Annotated in this window: 19 protein-coding genes; 5 read left to right on the top strand and 14 right to left on the bottom strand. The window is 64.7% G+C overall.

Going from position 1 to position 21,246, the window contains the following annotated elements:
- Window positions 1-250: 250 nt before the first annotated feature.
- Both OU994_RS06870 and OU994_RS06865 read left to right on the top strand, forming a co-directional pair.
- Window positions 251-1,474, top strand: a complete 1,224-nt coding sequence (locus OU994_RS06870; protein ID WP_281610140.1) for a porin — start codon at window positions 251-253, stop codon at window positions 1,472-1,474.
- 9 nt (window positions 1,475-1,483) lie between these two features.
- On the top strand, window positions 1,484-1,903 hold the full coding sequence (locus OU994_RS06865) for a hypothetical protein (RefSeq protein ID WP_281610139.1): 420 nt from the start codon (window positions 1,484-1,486) through the stop codon (window positions 1,901-1,903).
- A gap of 64 nt (window positions 1,904-1,967) precedes the next feature.
- Here the strand turns inward: OU994_RS06865 and OU994_RS06860 are convergent, their stop codons facing one another.
- Both OU994_RS06860 and secA read right to left on the bottom strand, forming a co-directional pair.
- The gene (locus OU994_RS06860) at window positions 1,968-2,330 is read right to left on the bottom strand and encodes a lysozyme inhibitor LprI family protein (RefSeq protein WP_281610138.1); all 363 of its coding nucleotides are present in this window, start codon (window positions 2,328-2,330) and stop codon (window positions 1,968-1,970) included.
- A gap of 128 nt (window positions 2,331-2,458) precedes the next feature.
- Window positions 2,459-5,227, bottom strand: coding sequence for a preprotein translocase subunit SecA (secA, locus tag OU994_RS06855; RefSeq protein ID WP_281610137.1), 2,769 nt, complete (start codon window positions 5,225-5,227; stop codon window positions 2,459-2,461).
- Between the two features lie 265 nt (window positions 5,228-5,492).
- On the opposite strand from secA, the gene OU994_RS06850 reads away from it, so the two are divergent.
- On the top strand, window positions 5,493-5,978 hold the full coding sequence (locus OU994_RS06850; protein WP_281610136.1) for a DciA family protein: 486 nt from the start codon (window positions 5,493-5,495) through the stop codon (window positions 5,976-5,978).
- Window positions 5,979-6,010: 32 nt separating this feature from the next.
- On the opposite strand, the gene lpxC is transcribed toward OU994_RS06850, so the two are convergent.
- Complete coding sequence (lpxC, locus tag OU994_RS06845) at window positions 6,011-6,943, bottom strand: UDP-3-O-acyl-N-acetylglucosamine deacetylase (RefSeq protein WP_281610135.1); 933 nt, start codon at window positions 6,941-6,943, stop codon at window positions 6,011-6,013.
- 195 nt (window positions 6,944-7,138) lie between these two features.
- Between lpxC and OU994_RS06840 the strand changes: the two genes are divergently transcribed.
- Window positions 7,139-7,909 (top strand): PEP-CTERM sorting domain-containing protein, encoded by a 771-nt coding sequence (locus OU994_RS06840; protein ID WP_281610134.1) that lies wholly within the window; start codon window positions 7,139-7,141, stop codon window positions 7,907-7,909.
- Window positions 7,910-7,943: 34 nt separating this feature from the next.
- Here OU994_RS06840 and OU994_RS06835 read toward each other — a convergent pair whose 3' ends face one another.
- A complete protein-coding gene (locus OU994_RS06835; RefSeq protein ID WP_281611592.1) occupies window positions 7,944-8,786 on the bottom strand; it encodes a DMT family transporter in 843 nt (280 codons plus the stop codon).
- A gap of 151 nt (window positions 8,787-8,937) precedes the next feature.
- On the opposite strand from OU994_RS06835, the gene OU994_RS06830 reads away from it, so the two are divergent.
- Window positions 8,938-9,438: an SET domain-containing protein gene (locus OU994_RS06830; RefSeq protein ID WP_131147582.1), complete on the top strand. Its 501-nt coding sequence runs from the start codon at window positions 8,938-8,940 to the stop codon at window positions 9,436-9,438.
- 124 nt (window positions 9,439-9,562) lie between these two features.
- Here the strand turns inward: OU994_RS06830 and OU994_RS06825 are convergent, their stop codons facing one another.
- The 10 genes from OU994_RS06825 to mraY all read right to left on the bottom strand — a co-directional run bounded on the left by OU994_RS06825 (window position 9,563) and on the right by mraY (window position 21,245).
- Window positions 9,563-10,066 carry a peroxiredoxin gene (locus OU994_RS06825; RefSeq protein WP_131147585.1) on the bottom strand — a complete coding sequence of 168 codons (504 nt, stop codon included), beginning with the start codon at window positions 10,064-10,066 and terminating at the stop codon, window positions 9,563-9,565.
- A gap of 257 nt (window positions 10,067-10,323) precedes the next feature.
- Window positions 10,324-11,532: a cell division protein FtsZ gene (gene ftsZ / locus OU994_RS06820; RefSeq protein WP_131147586.1), complete on the bottom strand. Its 1,209-nt coding sequence runs from the start codon at window positions 11,530-11,532 to the stop codon at window positions 10,324-10,326.
- 160 nt (window positions 11,533-11,692) lie between these two features.
- Window positions 11,693-12,925: a cell division protein FtsA gene (gene ftsA / locus OU994_RS06815; protein ID WP_131147587.1), complete on the bottom strand. Its 1,233-nt coding sequence runs from the start codon at window positions 12,923-12,925 to the stop codon at window positions 11,693-11,695.
- Window positions 12,926-13,015: 90 nt separating this feature from the next.
- Window positions 13,016-13,780: a cell division protein FtsQ/DivIB gene (locus OU994_RS06810; protein ID WP_131147588.1), complete on the bottom strand. Its 765-nt coding sequence runs from the start codon at window positions 13,778-13,780 to the stop codon at window positions 13,016-13,018.
- 6 nt (window positions 13,781-13,786) lie between these two features.
- A complete protein-coding gene (locus tag OU994_RS06805; protein WP_373922559.1) occupies window positions 13,787-14,743 on the bottom strand; it encodes a D-alanine--D-alanine ligase in 957 nt (318 codons plus the stop codon).
- Window positions 14,744-14,777: 34 nt separating this feature from the next.
- The gene (gene murC / locus OU994_RS06800) at window positions 14,778-16,178 is read right to left on the bottom strand and encodes a UDP-N-acetylmuramate--L-alanine ligase (RefSeq protein ID WP_281610132.1); all 1,401 of its coding nucleotides are present in this window, start codon (window positions 16,176-16,178) and stop codon (window positions 14,778-14,780) included.
- Window positions 16,179-16,193: 15 nt separating this feature from the next.
- Window positions 16,194-17,273 (bottom strand): undecaprenyldiphospho-muramoylpentapeptide beta-N-acetylglucosaminyltransferase, encoded by a 1,080-nt coding sequence (murG, locus tag OU994_RS06795; protein ID WP_281610131.1) that lies wholly within the window; start codon window positions 17,271-17,273, stop codon window positions 16,194-16,196.
- Complete coding sequence (ftsW, locus tag OU994_RS06790) at window positions 17,270-18,481, bottom strand: putative lipid II flippase FtsW (protein WP_281610130.1); 1,212 nt, start codon at window positions 18,479-18,481, stop codon at window positions 17,270-17,272. Before ftsW ends, murG begins: the two co-directional genes overlap by 4 nt.
- Window positions 18,481-20,037, bottom strand: a complete 1,557-nt coding sequence (murD, locus tag OU994_RS06785) for a UDP-N-acetylmuramoyl-L-alanine--D-glutamate ligase (RefSeq protein WP_281610129.1) — start codon at window positions 20,035-20,037, stop codon at window positions 18,481-18,483. The genes ftsW and murD overlap by 1 nt, the downstream gene beginning before the upstream one ends.
- Window positions 20,038-20,075: 38 nt before the next feature.
- Window positions 20,076-21,245, bottom strand: coding sequence for a phospho-N-acetylmuramoyl-pentapeptide-transferase (gene mraY, locus OU994_RS06780; protein ID WP_281610128.1), 1,170 nt, complete (start codon window positions 21,243-21,245; stop codon window positions 20,076-20,078).
- Window position 21,246 lies beyond the last annotated feature (1 nt).

Below are 21,246 nucleotides of genomic sequence, written 5' to 3'. Positions count from 1 at the left end.
GTCTTATATTTTTGAGTAGAAATTGTTTCGTAAACGGCCTTCGATAGCGCAATCAGTTCACAAAAAACGACAGTAACTTTCATGTTTTATATCTTTCCGGAAATAAAATTTGGTGCTCGATGGAAATATCCCATAAGGTAGAGACCGCATGCACTTCGTCGTGGACAGCGTGCCGCTCCCCTACCTCCGCAGCGGCCCTCACGGCAGGCAATACCCCATACAAAACAATCATCGGAACGGATTCCCCAACATGAAATTGAAACTGTCAGCAGCATTCGTCCTGGGCGCGCTGTGCCTGATGCAAACCGGTGCGGCCAACGCGGTCGCCATCGGCGACGGCAAGCTCAACGTCAGCGGCTTCGGCACGCTGGCCGCCGCCAAGAGCAATACGGAAGACGCGCGCTACACCCGCGCCAACCAGCGCGAAGGCACGGCCGGCACCACCACCATCGGCCTCGACTCGAACCTGGGCCTGCAAGCCACGTACACGTTCTCGGACAAGCTGTCCGCCACCACGCAGATCCTGTCGCGCAAGTCGACTGGCGACAGCTTCACGACCGAACTGGCATGGGCCTTCGTCAAGTACAAGGTCAGCGATGAAGTCGCGCTGCGCGCCGGCCGCGTGGCGGTGCCCGGCTTCCTGATCTCCGATTACCAGAACGTGGGCTACGCGAACACGATGATGCGCCCGCCGGTGGAAATGTACGGCCAGATGATCATCGACAGCGTCGACGGCGTGGACGTCAACTGGCAGCGCGCCTTCGGCGACACCAACGTGACGGCGCAAGCCTTCGTCGGCATTTCGCGCGGCAAGTCGTACGTGTCGTCCGACCGTTCCGAGCCGCGCTACCAGGCGCCGGCTGCCGGCTTCGCGGTCAGCGCCGAGCATGGCCCGGTCACGCTGCGTTTCGCCCACATGCAGGGCAAGCTGAAAGCCACCGACGTCAAGCCGATCAACTCGCTGACGGGCACGCTGACGGCGGTGGGCTTCGGCCAGCTGGCCAGCGACATCACGATCGCCGAGACCAAGCGCGTCGCCTTCACCTCGGTGGGCCTGCTGGCCGACTGGAACAATATCGTGGTGCAGTCCGAATTCGGCATGCGCCGCGCCAAGGACCCGGTCTACCTGGCCGACAGCAACGCCTGGTACCTGATGGCCGGCTACCGCTTCGGCAAGGTGCTGCCGTACTACGCGCACGCCAAGTACGATGGCAAGGGCTCGAACGTTTCCGTGCCGGCCGCGCTGGCGCGCATCCCGACGCTGAACGCCGGCGTGAAAAACCTGCTGGCTCCTGGCAGCCAGTCGTCCGACCTGATCGGCGTGCGCTGGGACTTCGCCCAGTCGGCCGCGCTGAAGGTGCAAGTCGACCGCGTGAAGCCGGGTGCCAAGAACGGCTTCCTGAGCGATGTGACGCCGGCCGGCGTCGGCAAGAAGGTCACCGTGATCGCTGCCGGCGTGGACTTCGTTTTCTAAGGAATGCACATGAAAAAGATCACTATCACCCTGGTCATCGCCGCCCTCGCCGCGACGGCCTCCGTCCTGCCGGCTTCGGCGTTTGCCGAGACCGTGGTCATCGTCAGCGCGAAGAACCCGGCCACCCGCATGTTCTCCGAGCAGGCGGCCCAGTTCTTCCTGGGTAAATCGACGATGTTCACGCCGGTCGACCAGGCCGACGGCTCGGCGATCCGCAACGAGTTCTACAAGAAGGTGACCGACAAGGACGCCGCCCAGGTAAAAGCCATCTGGTCGAAGCTGGTCTTCACCGGCAAGGCCCAGGCGCCAAAGGAGTTCAAGTCGAACGCCGACGTGAAGAAAGCCGTGGCGGACGATCCGAAAGCCATCGGCTACATCGACAAGTCGGCCGTGGACGATACCGTCAAGGTCATCCTGACGCTGCAGTAAGCGCGGCTCCTGCAGTCAGCGAAAGCCCGGCCAAGTGCCGGGCTTTTTGCATTGGCACCCGCTTTCAGCGCCGTGCCGGTGGCGCGGCATCGGCCGTTGCTTCCTCGTTGTCCGCTTCCAGCGAAAGCCGCAGCCGGGTGTCATGTTCCTCGTATACCGCGCGCAGGCATGCGACGTCCTTGCACCGGTTGCGGACCGTACGCAGCCACTCCCGCTGCCCCTGCCTCGCGCCAGGGTCCAGCTTGAGCAGGCGCCGGTACAGCACGGCTACCTCTTCATCCGCCTTCGACAGCGCGGGATCGGCGCAGATGATGGCTTCCACGGGCGTCGCCGCTTTCCTGCAATCGAAACTGGCGGCGTGCGCCGCCACGGGCAGCGCGGTGCCGAGGCAAATGGCGAGGGCAGGAATGATGGTGCTGGTTTTCATGGGCGGGCGGAGCAGGAATAACACGGCGATGGCAATAAACGGCGATGGTAATGCAAGCGCCTGTCGCGATGTGAACAACCGGGATCAGGTACAGGCAAAAAAAAACCGGGGCGCGCCCCGGTTTTTCATCAAGCCAGCTTGCCGTGGCAAGCCTTGTACTTCTTGCCGCTGCCGCATGGGCAGGGGTCGTTGCGGCCGACTTTCGGCCCGACCTGCACCGTGGCCTCCGGCATGCCGCCGGGAGCCGGATGGGCGGTTGGCGCCAGCAGTTCTTCCGGCGCCGCGTTCGGATCGAAGTCGGCGTGCTGGAAACTCACGTTTTCCAGGTGCGTGGCGGCCAGGGCCGCCTCGGCCGCTTCCACTTCCTCGCGCGACTGGATCCGCACCGTCATCACCTGGCGCACAACTTCGTTCTTGATCAGGTCCAGCATCTGGGCGAACAGTTCGAACGCTTCGCGCTTGTACTCCTGCTTCGGGTTCTTCTGCGCGTAGCCGCGCAGGTGGATACCCTGGCGCAGGTGGTCCAGCGCCGCCAGGTGTTCGCGCCAGTGGCTGTCCACCGCCTGCAGCATCACGCTGCGCTCGAAGCCGCCGAACGCTTCCTTGCCGACGATGGCGATCTTGGCGTTGTACTGCTCGTCCGCCGCGGCGACCACGCGCTCGACGAGGTCTTCGTCGGTCAGGTTCGATTCCTTCTCCAGCATTTCCGCCAGCGGCACGTCGATGCGCCATTCGGCAGCCAGCGCGGCCTGCAGGGCCGGCACGTCCCACTGCTCTTCGACCGATTCTTCCGGCACGTACTGGCGCACCAGGTCGGTGAACACGCCGTGGCGCAGGTTCTGGATCATTTCGGCGATCTCGGTGGCTTCCAGCAGCTCGTTACGCTGCTGGTAGATCACCTTGCGCTGGTCGTTGGAGACGTCGTCGTATTCGAGCAGCTGCTTGCGGATGTCGAAGTTGCGAGCCTCGACCTTGCGCTGCGCCGATTCGATCGAGCGCGTGACGATGCCCGCCTCGATCGGCTCGCCTTCCGGCATCTTCAGGCGTTCCATGATGGCGCGCACGCGGTCGCCGGCGAAGATGCGCAGGAGCGGATCGTCCAGCGACAGGTAGAAGCGCGAGGAGCCCGGGTCGCCCTGGCGGCCGGAACGGCCGCGCAGCTGGTTGTCGACCCGGCGCGATTCGTGGCGCTCGGTGCCGATGATGTGCAGGCCGCCGGCCGCCACCACCTGCTCGTGCAGCGCCTGCCAGCCATCGCGCAGCGTTTGCGCGCGCGCTTGCTTCTCGGCGTCCGACAGGTTCGGATCGGCTTCCAGGAACTTGATCTGGTTCTCGACATTGCCGCCCAGGACGATGTCGGTACCGCGGCCGGCCATGTTGGTGGCGATCGTGATCGCTTTCGGCGAGCCGGCCTGCGCGATGATCTCCGCTTCGCGGGCGTGCTGTTTCGCGTTCAGCACGTTGTGCGGCAGCTTGGCCTTGTCGAGGATCGACGCCAGCAGCTCGGAATTCTCGATCGACGTGGTACCCACCAGCACCGGCTGGCCGCGCTCGTAGCAATCGCGGATGTCGGTCACCATGGCCTGGTATTTTTCCTGGGCCGACTTGTACACCTGGTCCTGCTTGTCCTTGCGGGCGGACGGGCGGTTCGGCGGGATCACCACGGTTTCCAGGCCGTAGATGTCCTGGAATTCGAATGCTTCCGTGTCGGCGGTACCGGTCATGCCGGACAGCTTGGTGTACATGCGGAAGTAGTTCTGGAACGTGATCGAGGCCAGCGTCTGGTTCTCGTTCTGGATCTTCACGCCTTCCTTCGCCTCGACCGCCTGGTGCAGGCCGTCGGACCAGCGGCGGCCCGTCATCATGCGGCCGGTGAATTCGTCGACGATCACCACTTCGCCGTTCTGCACCACGTAGTGCTGGTCCTTGTGGTACAGCGCATGCGCGCGCAGCGCGGCATACAGGTGGTGCACCAGCGTGATGTTGGCGGAGTCGTACAGCGAGGCGCCTTCCGGCAGCAGGCCCATTTTCGTCAGGATCGCCTCGGCCTTCTCGTGGCCGGCTTCGGTCAGCAGCACCTGGTGCGCTTTCTCGTCCTTCGTATAGTCGCCCGGCACTTCGACATTGCCCTTGCCGTCCGGCTTTTCCTCGCCGATCTGCAGGGTCAGCAGCTTGGGCACTTCATTGATCTTGTGGTACAGGTCCGTGTGGTTCTCGGCCTGGCCGGAAATGATCAGCGGCGTACGGGCCTCGTCGATCAGGATCGAGTCGACTTCGTCGACGATCGCGTAATTCAGGCCGCGCTGCACCCGGTCGCGGATGTCGAACACCATGTTGTCGCGCAGGTAGTCGAAACCGAATTCGTTGTTGGTGCCGTACGTGATGTCCGACGCATAGGCCTGCTGCTTGACCGAGTGCTCCATCTGCCCCAGGTTGACACCCGTGGTCAGGCCCAGCCAGCGATACAGCTTGCCCATGGTTTCGGCGTCGCGCTGGGCCAGGTAATCGTTGACGGTCACGATGTGCACGCCCTTGCCGGACAGCGCATTCAGGTAGGCCGGCAGGGTTGCCGTCAGCGTCTTGCCTTCACCGGTGCGCATCTCGGCGATTTTCCCGTAATGCAGCACCATGCCGCCGAGCAGCTGCACGTCGAAGTGGCGCATCTTGAAGACGCGCTTGGACGCTTCGCGGCAGACGGCGAAGGCTTCCACCAGCAAGTCGTCCAGCGCCTCGCCGGCTGCCACGCGTTCCTTGAAGGCGGGCGTCTTGGCCTGCAATTCGGCGTCCGACAGCTTTTCGTACTCGGGTTCGAGAGCGTTGATTGCTTTGACGGTTTTTTGGTACTGCTTGAGCAGCCGCTGGTTACGGCTGCCGAAAATCGCGGTCAGTAAGGACATGCTTGAATTCTTGAATAAACGCCGTTTAAAAAAAGCTCGCTTCGCGACCTCGCCCAAAGCCTGTGGCAAAAGACCATGATTTTAGCACGGGGGTACATGGGGATGGCTGCCGGAAAGACAATAGCCTCAGGGGAACTTGCCGTTCGCTTTACAGCTCACCCTGCAGCTTCCCGTGCAGTGCGCCCGGCTCCTGTCCGGCATCGCATGCACCCGCCGCCACGCCGCCGGTGCTGCATGCACGGCGCGGCTATGCTATGTTTCGCGCATGCGATTCAACTCCTTCAATGCCTTCGACCAGACCCGCCGGAACCGGACGGCGGTCGAAGCCACCGACTTCCTGCGCCGCGACGACCGCCTTGCCGCGTTGCTGCCGGCCGTGCAGCGCATGGCGAAGTTGCAGCAGGACTGCGCGAAAGTCCTGCCGGCCGCCTTCAATTTCTGCGACATCCTGTCGTTCGAGGCCGGCCAGCTGGTGCTGTCGACACCGAACGCATCGGTTGCCGCCAAGCTTAAACAGCAATTGCCAAAACTGCAAGAAGCGCTGTCGACCAAGGGGTGGCAGATCGACAACATCCGCCTGAAGGTGCAGATGATGAAGGCCATGGCGGCGCCGCCCGTGGAGCGGCGCCAGCTCGTCATTCCCGAAGTGGGGGTGGATTCGTTCGCCCGGCTGTCCGAGACGCTGGAGCCGACCAAGCAGAACGCCACGCTGATCGCGGCGCTGAAGAACCTGGTGGCACATCGCCGGTAGCAGCGAAGCCGCCGGCTTGCTTGCCCGGCTACTTAGTTATACGCCCATTCCTGCTCGAGCTGCCGCGCATACGACGGCGGCGCCTGGTCGGCCGAATCGTAGCTGACGAATTCATACGCATCCGGATTGGCCAGCAGTTCGCGCAGCAGCTTGTTGTTCAGCGCGTGGCCGGACTTGTGCGCCTCGTACGCGCAGATCAGCGGGTGGCCGATCACGTACAGGTCGCCGATCGCATCGAGGATCTTGTGGCGCACGAATTCATCGTCGTAGCGCAGGCCGTCCGGATTCAGGATGCGGTACTCATCCATCACGATCGCGTTTTCCAGCGAACCGCCGCGCGCCAGCCCGATCCCGCGCAGCATTTCCACGTCCTGCATGAAGCCGAACGTGCGCGCCCGCGCCACCGCCTGGATATACGACTGGCTGCCGAAGTCGATCTGCGCGCGCTGCGCCGTGCCATCGACGGCCGGGTGGTTGAATTCAATGAAGAAGTCCAGCTTGAAGCCGTTGTGCGGCACCAGCCGCGCCCACTTCTCGCTGGCGCCCTGCCCTTCGCGCACCTCGATCGGCTTCTTGATGCGGATGAATTTCTTCGGTACTTCCTGCTCGGCGAGGCCGGCCTGCTGCAGCAGGTAGACGAACGACGACGCCGAGCCATCCATGATGGGGATTTCCTCGGCGGTCACGTCGATATAGAGGTTGTCGATGCCCAGGCCCGCGCAGGCCGACATCAGGTGCTCGATCGTCGACACACGGGCGCCATCGCGAATCATCACGGTCGCCATGCGGGTATCGCCGATTTCCAGGGGGCCGACCGGGAACACCACGGGCGGCACCAGGTCCACGCGGGCGAAGACGATGCCCGTGTCGGGCGGGGCCGGGCGCAGGGTCAGTTCGACCTTGGTCCCGGAGTGCACGCCGACACCGGTGGTGCGGACTTGTTCTTTGATCGTACGTTGTTTCATTTCACGATTATATCGGCATTCCGCTGCTGGCGTTCTGGACCGACCAGCCGCCAACCGTGCGATATGACCAATACAACAAGCGAAGCGTCGGCGCCATTTACACGGAAAGCGTGCCGCGCCGGCCGTTCACTCTGCGGCTCAACAATGGCATGGCGTTTGCAATGCCTTGGACACGCTCATCCACCGGAGAACATCATGAAACCGCTAGCGCTTCTCACCTGCACCGCCATGCTTGCCGTCATCAGCCAAGCGGCGTCCGCCATACCGTTGATTCGCAATGGCAACTTCGAACTGGGGCTCGGCCTGCCCTTCTGGACGGTCACCGACCTGCCCAACGGCAGCGGCACCTGGGCCGCCGATACGGACACCGTCGCAGGCGAATCCGGCGGTGGATCAGGCAATGTCACGGTGGGGCCGCTGCAAGGCCAATACTATGCGCTGAGCGACCAGTTCGGCCCCGGCACGCATGCGCTGACGCAATCGTTCACCGTGGCACCGAACGCGACGTCGGTCATGCTGAACTACTCCATGTTCGTCAACAGCTACGCACCGTTCTTGCCCAATGACGGCGTACTCGACCATACAGGCATGCCGGCGCAGTTCGGCCGTGTCGACCTGTTGACCGGGAGCGCCGGAGCGTTCGACACGGGGACGGGCGTGCTGCGCACCTTCTACCTGGGAATCGACGGCACGCCGATCTCGAATCCGAATCCATGGATCGGCTACACACACGACATTACCAGCCTGGTAGCCGGTGGCGGTACGTTCCAGTTGCGCTTCGCCGAAACGGACAACCAGCTGTTCCTGAACATGGGCGTCGACATGGTCGGCATCGAAGCCCAGTTCGGCGTCGTGCCGGAGCCGGACAGCCTGGCGCTGGTGGCGCTGGGCCTCGGCGGACTGGGCCTCGCACACCGGCGCCCGAACCGGCGGCGTGTCCCAGTGGTTAAATCATCAAGTCGTTGATTCGATGAATTCTTGATTCGCCACATTCGCCACACTACGGGTGCTCGGCCTCGCTGTGCACCGCCTCGCGCCGCACCAGGTAGATGCCGCTGCCGATGATGATCGCCGCGCCCACCAGGGTCCAGCCATCCGGCAGCGTGCTCCACAACGCCCAGTCGATCGCCACGCCCCAGGCCAGCGCGGTGTACTCGAACGGCGCCACGATCGATGCCTTGCCCATGCTGAATGCCTTGGTGATCGCCAGCTGGCCGAAAAAGCCGGACAGGGCCAGCGTGGCGATCACCGGCCAGTCCTCCCAGCGCAGCGCCACCCAGGACGGCAACGCCAGCGGCAGCGAGCCGGCACCGATCATCACCAGCAGCCAGAACATGATCTTCTCGTTAGAATCCGTGCGCGACAGCATCCGGCTGGCGATCGCCGATACCGCATAGCAGGCCGCCGAACCGAGGATCGCCAGTCCGGCAACGGAAATGAAGCTGGTGCCCTCGGGCCGCAGCACCACCAGCACGCCGACCAGGCCCACGCCGATGGCCAGCCACTGCATGCCGTCCACCCGCTCCTTCAGGATGAACACCGACAGCGCCGTGATCAGCGCGGGCGCGATGAAGAACACGGAATAGGTTTCCGACAGCGGCAGCGACTTCAGGCCATACGCAAACAGCGTCAGCATGCCGATGCCCAGCGCACCGCGCAGCAGCTGCAACGGCCAGTTCACCTTGAAGATGCCGTGGAACCCGCCCCGGTATGCCACGTACGCGCACACCAGCGGCATCGATGAAAACGCGCGCAGCACCGTCACCTGCATGGCCGGGTAATGGGCGGCGAGCAGCTTCATCGCCGTATCCATGATGGAGAACATCGCGACGGCCGTGACCATCGCGTAAATGCTGTGCAGGTTTTCCTTGGCGTTCTGTTTCAAAGGGCATTCCGTGGGGATTGGGGGCGCACATTGTAGCCGCCGGATCGGGCCCGCTCGCGGCACGCGCGCGATACGAGCAAGCACACTATCAAAGCGGTATGATATTCGAATGACCACGTCCACTGCCAAACCGAAAACTTCCGCCCTGTTCGAAGTGCACGATTCGCCGATCCACGGCAAGGGCGTCTTCGCCCGCCGCGCGATCCCGGCCGGTACCCGGATCATCGAATATACCGGCGAGATCGTGGATTGGGACGAGACCTGCCGGCGCACCGCCGAAAAGGGCGGCCCGATCAACCATACGTTCTTCTTCACGCTCAATAACGGCCTGCTGATCGATGGCGGCGCCGGCGGCAACGAGTCGCGCTTCATCAATCACTCGTGCGACCCGAACTGCGAGGCCATGGAGGAAGACGACCGCGTATTCATCCACGCGCTGTGCGACATTGAAAAAGGCGAGGAGCTGCGCTACAACTATGGCCTCATCTACGACGAGCGCCATACCCCCGCGGTGAAGAAGGCGTTCGCCTGCCATTGCGGCGCGCCGAACTGCACGGGGATCATGCTGGCGCCGAAGAAGCGCAGCCGGGGCAAGAAGGCGGCTGGCTGAGTATCCGCGGAATTTACCGCCTGAGCTGACTTTCGATAGCCAGGATTCACACGGCCGCCGCGTGATCGCGGCAATTGCCACCTGCGCCGATGGCCGGGATAACCCGGCCGGTGTTGCTACCGCGTTACAGCTGACCCAGCAGCGTCTCCGCGTTCGACACCTCGAACTTGCCGCCCTGCTCGATGTTCAGCTGCGTGACGACGCCGTCCTCGACCAGCATCGAGTAGCGCTGCGAGCGGGTACCCATGCCGAACTTCGAGAAGTCGGCGTCCAGGCCCAGTGCTTTCGCGAACGCGGCGTTACCATCGGCCATCATGCGCACGATGCCGGTGGCTTTCTGTTCGCGGCCCCAGGCGCCCATCACGAAGGCGTCGTTGACCGAGACGCACCAGATCTCGTCCACGCCCTTGGCCTTGAAGGCCTCGGCGTGCTGGACGAAGCCGGGAACATGCTTGGCCGAGCAGGTCGGCGTGTAGGCGCCCGGCAGGCCGAAGATGGCGATCTTCTTGCCGGCAGCCAGTTCCTGCACGTTGAACGTGTTCGGGCCCAGCGAGCAGCCTTCGGTTTCGACTTCGATGAATTCGGACAGGGTGCCTTCCGGCAGTTTGTCGCCGATCTTGATGGTCATGGTGATCTCCTTGTAAACCGTTGCGCGCAGGGGCTCCCCTGCAGTACCCCAACAGCGAAACCTGGGGGTACAGATGAGCCCAGCCACGCAAACAAAAAAGCCGCACAGGCAAAAAAAAAGCCGCCCAAGGTGCACTGCACCAGGCGGCAGCTCCGGCAAGTATGCCAGAGCGCGAGCGAAGCCGCTCGAAAGGGCCGGCCCCTCTCACGTAGGCCGGCACGGCGGCACCCTTGCGGGCACGCCGCCGCATTACAACATCAGTCGGCCTGCTTGCGCAGGAATGCCGGGATATCGTAGGTTTCCATGCCGTTCTTTTCCATCGCGCGCACCTGCTCGGAAGCCGATTCGCGGCGCCATACGGCCGGCTCGCGCTTGCCTTCGAAGCTGTGGCCACCGGCGGCACCGATGCCCATCGACACCGATGCGGCGGCGCCGGCCAGGCCGGCCTGCGGGTTCAGCGGGTTGTTGTGGGTGCCCGTGCGCAGCATCTGCTGCGGTACCAGCTGCACGTGCTTCTTGTTCTTGCCCAGGCCCGTCGCCACCACGGTCACGCGGATCGAATCGCCCATCGAATCGTCATAGGCGATGCCCTGTGCGATCGATGCGTCCGGCGCGGCGAAGGCGCGCACCGCGGCCATCACCTCCTTGATTTCCTTGCCCTTCAGGCTGCGGCTGGCGGTCACGTTGACCAGCACGCCGCGCGCGCCGGACAGGTCGATGCCATCGAGCAGCGGCGATGCCACGGCCTGTTCGGCGGCGATGCGAGCGCGGTCCACGCCGGCGGCGGTGGCGGTACCCATCATCGCCTTGCCCTGCTCGCCCATGATCGTCTTCACGTCGTTGAAGTCGACGTTGATGTGACCCGGCACGTTGATGATCTCGGCGATGCCGGCCACCGCGTTGTTCAGCACATCGTCGGCATGCTGCAGCCATTCGATCAGCGACTCGTCTTCGTAGATCTCTTCGAGCTTCTCGTTCAGGATCACGATCAGCGAGTCGACGTTCTGCGACAGCTGCTCCAGGCCTTCATCGGCGATTTCCATGCACTTCTGGCCTTCGTGCGAGAACGGCTTCGACACCACCGCCACCGTCAGCGCGCCCAGCGATTTCGCCACTTCCGCGACGATCGGCGCGGCGCCGGTGCCGGTGCCGCCGCCCATGCCCGCGGCGATGAACACCATGTGCGCGCCGCGCAGCGCATCCTCGATGCGCGCGCGCGATTCCTCGGCCAGCTTGCGGCCGACGTCGGGCTTCATGCCCGCGCCCAGGCCGGTCTCGCCGATCTGGATGATGTTGTCGGCCTTGGAAGCCGACAACGCCTGGGCATCCGTATTGGCGGCGATGAATTCCACGCCGCTCATGCCCTTGTTGATCATGTGCTGCACCGCGTTACCGCCCGCGCCGCCAACACCGACCACCTTGATCACCGTTCCCAGTGATGCGTTATCGACCATATCGAACTCCATGATGTGCTCCTAGTTGAGAGCGCCCTTCAAGCGCCAGCCTTCATATCGGTAGAAGCTGGGGGTGAAGACCGCGTATATATAAAAATAGTTTACCCTGTTGTTACCGTTTTGGGTGCATCGCAGGCCATCAAGCGGTGGCCTGCGTACCCGGCACCCACCCTCAGAAATTACCGAGGAACCATTCCTTCATGCGTTGCCAGACCGCCTTCACGGACCCGTCCTGGCGCGTCACGATATGCCCGCGCAAATACTGCTTCTTCGCTTCCAGCAGAAGACCGAGCACGGTGGCGTAGCGGGGGCTGCGCACCACGTCGGCCAGCTGGCCGCGATAATCCGGCGTGCCGAGGCGTGCCGGTTTCAGGAAGATGTCCTCCGCCATTTCAACCATGCCGGGCATGATCGAGGAGCCGCCGGTCAGCACGATGCCGGACGAGAGCACGCCCTCGTATCCGGACTCGCGCACGACCTGGTGCACCATGGCGAACAATTCCTCCACGCGCGGCTCGATGACTGCAGCCAGCGCCTGGCGGGACAGATTGCGGGGGCCGCGGTCGCCCAGGCCCGGCACTTCCAGGTGTTCCCCCGGATCCGCCAGCACCTGTTTTGCCACCCCGTAGCGGATCTTGATTTCTTCCGCTTCGGAGGTGGGGGTTCGCAAGGCCATCGCTATGTCGTTGGTGATCTGGTCACCGGCGATCGGGATCACTGCCGTATGGCGGATCGCGCCGTCCGAGAACACTGCAACGTCGGTGGTGCCGCCGCCGATATCGATCAGCACTACACCTAATTCTTTTTCGTCCGGCGTGAGCACGGCATCCGCGGATGCCATCGGCTGCAGGATCAGGTCCGAGACCTCGAGTCCGCAACGCCGCACGCACTTGACGATATTCTGCACGGCGCTCACCGCGCCCGTGACGATATGTACTTTCACTTCCAGCCGGATGCCGCTCATGCCGATCGGCTCGCGCACGTCTTCCTGGCTGTCGACGATGAATTCCTGCGGCACCGTGTGCAGCAGCTGCTGATCGGTGGGAATGTTAACGGCCTTCGCCGTTTCAATGACGCGCGCCACATCGGTGGCCGTGACTTCCTTTTCCTTGATCGCCACCATGCCGCTCGAATTGAAGCTGCGGATATGGCTGCCCGCGATACCCGCGTACACGTTGCGGATCTTGCAGTCGGCCATCAGCTCGGCCTCCTCGAGGGCGCGCTGGATGGATTCCACGGTCGCTTCGATGTTGACCACCACGCCCTTCTTCAGGCCCTTCGATTCGTGCTGCCCCAGCCCGATCACTTCATGGCGGCCATCGCCCATCACCTCGGCCACCACGGCCACCACCTTCGAGGTGCCGATGTCGAGGCCGACGATCAGGTTTTTCGCGTCTTTTGTCATTATTTGCTCGTTAAATTCGTTTCGCTCTACCGGGCCTTCCGCGGCCTGTTGTTCGTTTTTTGTTAGTTTTCTTGTTCGCTTTTTTGTTCGCTATTTCTTTACTTTTTCGGCCGGGATCTTCAGCCCCGCCGCCGACAGCGCCAGTCCGTTCTGGTAGCGCATGTCGATCGTCTCGATGTCCGGCACGCGCGCGGCCAGCTGCGGCCACACCGACACCAGCCGCGCCACGCGGTCCTTCAGCATCGTCGGCGTCTGCTCGCGGCCCAGCGCCACGCTCGCGCCGTTGTCCAGCGTCACTGTCCACGCATAACGGCTCGACAGCGACAGGCCGGCCGGCACCAGCCTGGCCGGCGCGAACCACTTGCGCAGCTCGGCGTAGCGCGACAGTACTTCCTTCTCGCTGCCGTCCGGTCCGGAGAACTGCGGCAGCTCGTGATCTTCTTCCGCCTCGGCCAGGTTGGCCGTGAATACATCGCCCTTCACCGACAGCAGCCGGCCATCCTCGCCCCAGGTACCCAGCGCCTCGTGTTCCTCCACTTCCACGATCAGCTGGTTCGGCCATTCGCGCCGCACCGTGGCGCGCCGCACCCAGGGCACCGCCTCGAACACCTGGCGCACCTGTTCCAGGTTGGCCGTGAAGAAGTTGCCGGGGATGCGGCCCTGCGTGCCGTTCTTCAGCGTCAGCAGGTTCACGTGGCGCAGTTCGGCCCGTTCCATCGCCTCGACGCGGATCGTGCGCAGGTCGAAGATCGGCCGGTGCGCGATCCACCAGATACCGGCGGCGACGCAAACGGCAAACACCAGCGCGACGATGCCGCTGGCGGTTGCGTTCAAGGCTTTCGCGTCGTGCCACATTGCTCTTTATCCCTTGATCTTCAGGCGCGCGGTGCGCAGGATTTCCACGCACAGCGCTTCGTACGACATGCCTTCGGCGCGTGCCGCCATCGGCACCAGCGAATGGCTCGTCATGCCGGGCGAGGTATTCGCTTCCAGCAGGTATGGCTGGTTGTCGCTGTCGCGCAGCAGCACATCGACGCGCGCCCAGCCCTCGCAGCCGAGCGTGCGGTAGGCTTCGACGGCGATGCGCCGCATCTCGGCCTGGATCGCTTCATCGAGCTGCGGCGGGCAGAAATACTGCACGTCGTCCGTGAAATACTTGTTCTGGTAATCGTAGTTGCCTTTCGGCGCCACGATTTCCACCACCGGCAGCGCGCGCGCGCCGGCACCGGCGCCCAGCACAGCCACGGTGAACTCGCGGCCGGACACGAACGATTCGGCCAGCACCGAGTCGTCCAGTGGCGCGCACTTGTCGTAGGCCGCCTGGAACTGCCCGACCGCATCGACTTTCGAGAAGCCGATCGACGAACCCTCGTGCGGCGGCTTGACGATCAGCGGCAGGCCCAGTTGCGCGGCAACGGCCGCCAGGTCGGCACCATCGTCCAGCACCGCGAAGTCGGGCGTCGGCAGGCCGGCCTTCAGCCACAGGATCTTGGTCGTGATCTTGTCCATCGCCACCGAACTGGCCATCACGCCGCTGCCCGTATACGGAATACCCAGCAGTTCCAGCGCGCCCTGCAGCGTGCCGTCTTCGCCGTAGCGGCCGTGCAGCGCGATGAACACGCGGTCGAACTTCTCGGCCGCCAGCTCGGCCAGCGAGCGCTGGCCCGGATCGAACGGGTGGGCATCGATGCCCTGGCTGCAAAGCGCTTCGAGCACGCCGCCGCCGGACATGATCGACACGTCGCGCTCGGCGGACCGGCCGCCGAACAGCACGCCGACCTTGCCGAACGATTGCGCTTCTTCTTTTGAAATTGCCATGTTCATGCCTGTGCTTGATTGTTCAACATTGCGTTCAATCTTTGTAGTTCACCAGTTTTCCTGGCACGCCGCTGATCGCACCGGCACCCATCGTCAGCACCACGTCGCCGTCCCGCACCAGTCCCATGATGGTTTCCGGTACCTCGCCGATGGTTTCGACGAACACAGGCTCGGTCTTGCCGCGCGCGCGGATCGCGCGCACCAGCGAGCGGCCGTCGGCGCCCACGATCGGCGCTTCGCCGGCCGGGTAGACCTCGACCAGCACCAGCAGGTCCACTACCGACAGCACGCGGGCGAAGTCCTCGAACAGGTCGCGCGTGCGGGTGTAGCGGTGCGGCTGGAACGCCAGCACCAGGCGGCGGCCCGGGTACGCGGCGCGCGCGGCGGCCAGCGTGACTTCCGTTTCCACGGGGTGGTGGCCGAAATCGTCGACCAGGGTGAATGTCCCACGATTCGTACCGCCGCCCGGAATCGCGACGTCGCCGTATTTCGTGAAGCGGCGGCCCACGCCGGCGAAACCGGCCAGGCCGGCCTGCGTGGCGCTGTCATCGATGCCGATCTCGCGGGCGATGGCCACGGCCGAGCAGGCGTTCTGCACGTTGTGCAGGCCGGGCTGGTTCAGCACGATATCGAGATCCGGGAAGCCTTCCTGCAACACCGTGAAATGCATCTGCGTGCCGACCGCGCGGGCGTTCACGGCGCGCACTTCGGCATCTTCGGCGAAACCGTACGTGGTCACCGGCTTCGTTACTTGCGGCAGGATGCTGCGCACGTGCGCATCGTCGATGCACAGCATCGCGCGGCCATAGAACGGCAGGCGGTGCGTGAAGTGCACGAAAGCCTGCTTGAGCTTCTCGAAATCGTGCTCGTACGTCTCCATGTGGTCGGCGTCGATGTTCGTGATCACTTCGATCATCGGCGCCAGGTTCAGGAACGACGCATCCGATTCGTCCGCCTCGGCCACCAGGTATTCGCCGGAACCCAGCTTGGCGTTGGCACCGGCCGCCGTGAGCCGGCCGCCGATCACGAACGTGGGGTCCAGGCCGCCCTGGTACAGCACCGAAGCGACCAGCGACGTGGTCGTGGTCTTGCCGTGCGTGCCGGCGATGGCGATGCCCCGTTTAAGGCGCATCAGTTCGCCCAGCATCACGGCGCGCGGCACGATCGGGATTTTCTTCGCGCGGGCCGCGACCACTTCCGGGTTATCCGCCGCCACGGCGGTGGACGTGACGACCGCGTCGGCGGCGCCGATGTACTCGGCCGCGTGGCCCTGGAACACCTTGGCGCCCATGTCGGCCAGGCGCTGGGTAACAGCCGAGCTGCCCAGGTCCGAGCCGCTGACGTTGTAGCCGAGCGTGACCAGCACCTCGGCGATGCCGCTCATGCCGCTGCCGCCGATGCCGACGAAGTGAATGTTCTTGACCTTGTGTTGCATGGTGTCTGTGTCGTCTTATGCCAGTTGTTCGAGTACGTTTGCGATCGCGTCGTTCGCGTCGCGCTTGCCGACCGCGTGCGCCGCCTCGGCCATGCCGCGGCAGGCGTTGCGCGTCAGCGTCTGCAGCAGGGTTGCCAGGCCCTGCGCGGTCAGTTCGGTCTGCGGCATGTGGATCGCCGCGTTCTGTTGCGCCATCCAGCGGGCGTTGTCGCGCTGGTGGCTGGTGGTCGACGCCACCAGCGGCACCAGCACGCTGGCCACGCCGGCCGCCGTCAGCTCGGACACGGTGATGGCGCCGGCGCGGCAGATCACCACGTCGGCCTGCGCATAGGCGCTGGCCATGTCGTCGATGAAGTCGACCACGGTGGCCTGCACTCCCGCCTGCGCATAGCCGGCGCGCAGCGCATCGATGTTCTTCTTGCCCGACTGGTGGGTGACCAGCGGGCGTTCGCCTTCCGGCAGCAGGGCCAGCGCGGCCGGCAGCGCATCGTTGAGCGCCCTGGCCCCGAGGCTGCCGCCGACCACCAGGATGCGCAAGGCGCCCTCGCGGCCGGCGAAGCGCTGCGCGGGTGCCGGCAGGTCGAGGATTTCCCTGCGCACCGGGTTGCCGGTGACGACCGCCTTGCCGGCCGCGCGGCCGAAGTCGGCCGGGAAGCCGAAGCACACCTTCGACGCCACCGGCGCCAGCGTCTTGTTCGACAGCAGCAGCGCCGCATCGGCGTTGACGAGCACCAGCGGCACATTGCGCAGCTTCGTCATCATCCCGCCCGGCACGGTCACGTAACCGCCCATGCCCAGCACCACGGCGGGCTTGCGGCGGCCGATGATGCCGTAGCAATCCCAGAATGCCTTCAGCATCTTCACCGCGCCGGACAGCGTATGGCCCAGCCCCTTGCCGCGCATGCCGGAAAAGTGGATGACGTCCATCGCCACGCCGGCCTTCGGCACCAGCTCGCCCTCCATGCCGTGCGACGTGCCGAGCCAGCTCACTTCCCAGCCGCGCGCGCGCATCGTCTGGGCGATCGCCAGGCCGGGGAAGATATGGCCGCCGGTGCCGGCCGCCATGATCACGAGCTTCTTCACAGGTGCGCTCATGTTCGCCCGCCCCGCATCAGCACGCGGTTCTCGTAGTCGATCCGCAGCAGGATCGCCAGGCCGAGGCAATTCACGAGCACACCCGTGCCGCCGTAGCTCATCAGCGGCAAGGTCAATCCCTTGGTGGGCAGCAGCCCGAGGTTCACGCCCATATTGATGAATGTCTGAATGCCGATCCAGATGCCGATGCCCTTGGCGACCAGGCCCGCAAAGGTCTGGTCGATGGCGATCGCCTGGCGGCCGATCTCGAAAGCGCGTTTAACGATCCAGTAGAACATTCCGATGACAGCGAGCACGCCGATCAGGCCCAGTTCTTCGCCGATCACGGCCAGCAGGAAGTCGGTATGCGCCTCCGGCAGGTAATGCAGTTTCTCCACGCTGCCGCCCAGGCCCACGCCGAAGATCTCGCCGCGGCCGAAGGCGATCAGCGAGTGGGTCAGCTGGTAGCCCTTGTCCAGCGCATTGGCTTCGTCCCACGGGTTCAGGTAGGCGAAGAAGCGCTCGCGCCGGAATTTCGACAGCGCGATGATCGATACGAACACCGTGACCAGCATGCCGGCGATGCCGCCGAACCAGACCGCATTCACGCCGCCGAGGAACAGGATGCCCATCGCGATGCAGACGATCACGCCGAACGCGCCCAGGTCGGGCTCGAGCAGCAGCAGCAGGCCGACCACGCTGACCGCCAGGGCCATCGGCAGGAAACCCTTGGTCAGCTTGTGCATGTATTCCTGCTTGCGCACCGTGTAGTCGGCCGCGTACAGCACGATGAACAGCTTCATCAGCTCGGAAGGCTGCAGGTTGTAGATCTTCAGGGACAGCCAGCGCCGGCCGCCGTTGACCACCACGCCCACGCCGGGAATCAGCACCAGCAGCAACAGGAACATGGTGCCGAGGAACAGGTAGGGCGCCCAGCGCTGCCAGGTGGCGATCGGAATGCGGAACGCCACCAGCGCCACCACGCCGGAGATGGCGATGAAGGTGGCCTGGCGCGTCAGGAAGTAAGAGTTCTTGTACGCCGCGTACTTCGGCGAATCGGGCAGCGCGATCGACGCGGAATACACCATGACCATGCCGAGCAGCAGCAGCAGGATGATTACCCACAGCAGCGGCTTGTCGTACTCCATCATGCGCGACTGGCGCGCGCGGATGTCGATCGGCGTGACCGATCCGCCTCCGGAGAACTTGAATGGCAGCTGGAAGGCCATCAGATCTCCTGTCCCGCATCGAGCGCGATCTCGCGCACGGTGTCGATGAACACCTGGGCGCGGTGCGCGTAGTTCTTGAACATGTCCAGGCTGGCGCAGGCGGGCGACAGCAGCACGGCATCACCGCTGAGCGCCATGCGCGCGGCGGCCATGGTCGCCTCTTCCAGCGTGGCGAAATCGTGCAGCGGCACGCCGCTGCCGGCCAGCGCGGCGCGGATGCCCGGCGCATCGCGGCCGATCAGCACCACGGCGCGCACGTAGCGCGACACCGGTCCGGCCAGCGGATCGAACTCCTGGCCCTTGCCGTCGCCGCCGGCGACCAGCACGATGCGCTGGCTGTCGCCGCCGAAGCTCTTGCCCAGGCCATCGATGGCGGCCACGGTGGCGCCCACGTTGGTGCCCTTGCTGTCGTCGTAGAACTCGACGCCGTTGATCGCCGCGACCAGTTCCACGCGGTGCGGCTGGCCCTTGTAGTCGCGCAGGCCGTGCAGCAGCGGTGCGAACGGCAGGCCGATCGCGCGGCACAGCGCCAGCGCGGCCAGCGCGTTGGTCGCGTTGTGCGTGCCGCGGATCTGCAGCGCATCGGCCGGCATCAGCTTCTTCACGCCCGTCTCCACGGCGGGCGCCGGCTCGTTCTTGCGGCGCTTCTTCGCCGGTTCGGCATCGTCGAGCGGCTCGGCCGCCGCCAGCCACCACACGCCCCGTTCGTTGACGAGGCCGAAGCTGTCCGGCGTGACCGGGGCGCCGGTGCCGAAGGTGGCATTGCCGCCGAGCGGATTGGCCATGCGCATCGTCCAGGCATCGTCGCGATTGAGCACGCGCACGGTCTGCGCGCCGAAGATGCGCGCCTTGTCGGCGGCGTAGGCTTCCATGCTGCCGTGCCAGTCCAGGTGATCCTGGGTCAGGTTCAGTACCGTGGCGGCATCGGCCTGCAGCGAATACGTGGTGTGCAGCTGGAAGCTGGACAGTTCCAGCACCCAGGCCTGCGGCAGTGCATCCGTCGGCCCTGCATCCGTCGGCCCTGCATCCGTCGACCCGGCGCCCGCCGGCGCGGCATCCATCGCCTCGCGCAGCACGTCCAGCGCGGCCGGGCTGATGTTGCCGGCCACTTTCACCGACAAGCCGGCGCGCTCGCACAGCTGGCCCGTGATCGTGGTGACGGTGGTCTTGCCGTTGGTGCCGGTGATTGCGATGACCTTCGGCGCATAGGCGCGGTCGGTCTTCAGCCAGGCCAGCGCCTGGGCGAAGAGTTCGATCTCCCCCCAGACAGGGATGTTCTTTTCCTGCGCGGCCGGCAGCAGGTCGGCCAGCTCGCGGTTCGGCGCCAGCCCGGGGCTGACGGCGACGAAGTCCACGCCGTCGAGCAGCGCGGCGTTGAACGGGCCGGCGATGAACTGCGTGCCCGGCACCGCTTCGCGCAGCGCCGGCAGGCGATCCGGCACGGCGCGCGTATCGGCCACGCGCAGCAGCGCGCCGCAGCGGGCGAGCCACTGCGCCATGGCCAGGCCCGATTCGCCAAGGCCCAGCACCAGCGCGATTTTGCCGTTATAGATCATCGTGTTCTACCGTTCTTCCTGCCATTGATTACCGTTGATTACCGCAGCTTGAGCGTGGAAAGGCCCACCAGCACCAGCATCATCGTGACGATCCAGAAGCGCACCACGACCTGGGTTTCCTTCCAGCCCTTCTGTTCGAAATGGTGGTGCAGCGGCGCCATCAGGAATACCCGGCGGCCCTGGCCATAACGCTTTTTCGTGTACTTGAACCAGCCCACCTGGATGATCACGGAGACCGTTTCGGCGACGAAGATGCCGCCCATGATGAACAGCACGATTTCCTGGCGCACGATGACGGCGATGGTGCCCAGCGCGCCGCCCAGCGCCAGTGCGCCGACGTCGCCCATGAACACTTGCGCGGGGTGCGTGTTATACCAGAGGAAGGCCAGGCCGGCGCCGGCCATCGCGCCCACGAAGATGATCAACTCGCCCGCGCCGGGGATGTGCGGGATGAACAGGTATTTCGAATAGGTGGCACTGCCGGTGAGGTAGGCGAACAGGCCCAGGGCCGAACCGACCATCACGGTCGGCATGATGGCCAGGCCATCCAGGCCATCGGTGAAGTTGACGGCGTTCGACGAACCCACGATCACGCAATAGGTCAGCGCGATGAAGCCCCACACGCCCAGCGGATAGCTGATGGTCTTGAAGAACGGCACGATCAGGTCGGCCTTCGGCGGCAGGTCCATCGAGAAGCCCGACTGCACCCACTGGAAGAACAGCGTGAACACTTCGGCCGGCGTGGGTGCCGACACGGAGAATGCCAGGTACAGCGCGGCGGCCACGCCCACCAGCGATTGCCAGAAGTATTTTTCGGCCGAGCGCATGCCTTCCGGGTCTTGCCGCACTACTTTCCTGTAGTCGTCCACCCAGCCCACGGCGCCGAAGCCCAGCGTCACCACGATCACCGGCCAGATCAGCCGGTTCGACCAGTCGCACCACAGCAGGGTGGAAACGCCGATCGCGATCAGGATCAGCACACCGCCCATCGTCGGTGTGCCGTGTTTTTTCAGGTGCGTCTGCGGGCCGTCGGTACGCACGGCCTGGCCGTACTTCATGGCGGTGAGCTTGCGGATGACGGCGGGGCCGGCGACGAGGCCGATCACCAGCGCCGTGATCGTGGCGAACACGGCGCGGAAAGTAATGAAGTTAAAGACGCGGAAGGCGCCGATATCGTCCTGCAGGTACTGTGCGAGCCAAAGCAGCATG

The sequence above is a fragment of the Pseudoduganella sp. SL102 genome (assembly GCF_027856995.1).
Taxonomy (GTDB): Bacteria; Pseudomonadota; Gammaproteobacteria; order Burkholderiales; family Burkholderiaceae_D; genus Rugamonas; species Rugamonas albidiflava.
The sequence above is the reverse complement of the archived record's forward strand: the minus strand, read 5'-3'. Positions and strand labels throughout refer to the sequence as shown.